Genomic DNA, 717 nt, shown 5'->3' with positions numbered 1-717 from the left:
GTGGTCGGCAGCGGTGACGATGTTGACCACCCCGGCGGGAAAGTCGGTGTGTTCTGCGATGATCTGCCCCAGCGCGGCCGCGCACCACGGCGTGTCGGGTGCCGGCTTCAGCACGACGGTGTTCCCGGCGGCCAGCGCCGGTCCCAGCTTGGCGAGATTGATCTGGTGCGGGAAGTTCCACGGGGTGATCGCACCGACCACGCCGACGGCTTCGCGGGTGATGGTGCGCCGGGTGCGAATCCCCAGCGGTGACGCCTCGCCGAGATCCTGGTTCCACTGGTAGGACTCGGCCGTGTCCGCCGAGAAACCCAAGTCCTCGATCGGGCCCTCGAGCTGCGCGGCGGCGGTCAGCATCCGCGGCGCCCCAGCCTCGGCCATGGTGATTTCGCGCAGCTGCTCGACGTGCTCGCGCAGCGCAGCGCGCAGCTGCCGAATGCAGCGCACCCGAAACTCGGTGTTACGAGGCCAGTCCGTCTCGTCGAAGGCGCGCCGCGCGGCTTCGATGGCCCGGTCCATGTCCCCGGCGGTGGCGTCGGCGGCGGCGCCGAGCACCTCCTCGGTCGCCGGGTTGACCGTCGGGAAGACACCCGCGCTGCCGGGCGACAGTTTGCCATCGATCAGCAGAGCACTTGCGCCCTCGGCCAACAGTTTTGTCTTCTGGGCCAATCTTGCCGCCTCACTGTGGTGGACACTTGTCCGGAATGGTCCAGTAGAACC

The 717-nt window shown here is 68.8% G+C and carries 1 protein-coding gene; it reads right to left on the bottom strand.

The features are described 5' to 3' along the window. On the bottom strand, window positions 1-648 hold a 648-nt coding region (locus F6Q13_RS17860), incomplete at its 3' end, for an aldehyde dehydrogenase family protein (protein WP_293059409.1). Between the last annotated feature and the right edge of the window lie 69 nt (window positions 649-717).

This window comes from Mycobacterium sp. (assembly GCF_008709575.1).
GTDB lineage: Bacteria > Actinomycetota > Actinomycetes > Mycobacteriales > Mycobacteriaceae > Mycobacterium.
Note: the sequence above shows the minus strand (reverse complement) of the source record. Positions and strands in the feature narration are given on the sequence as shown.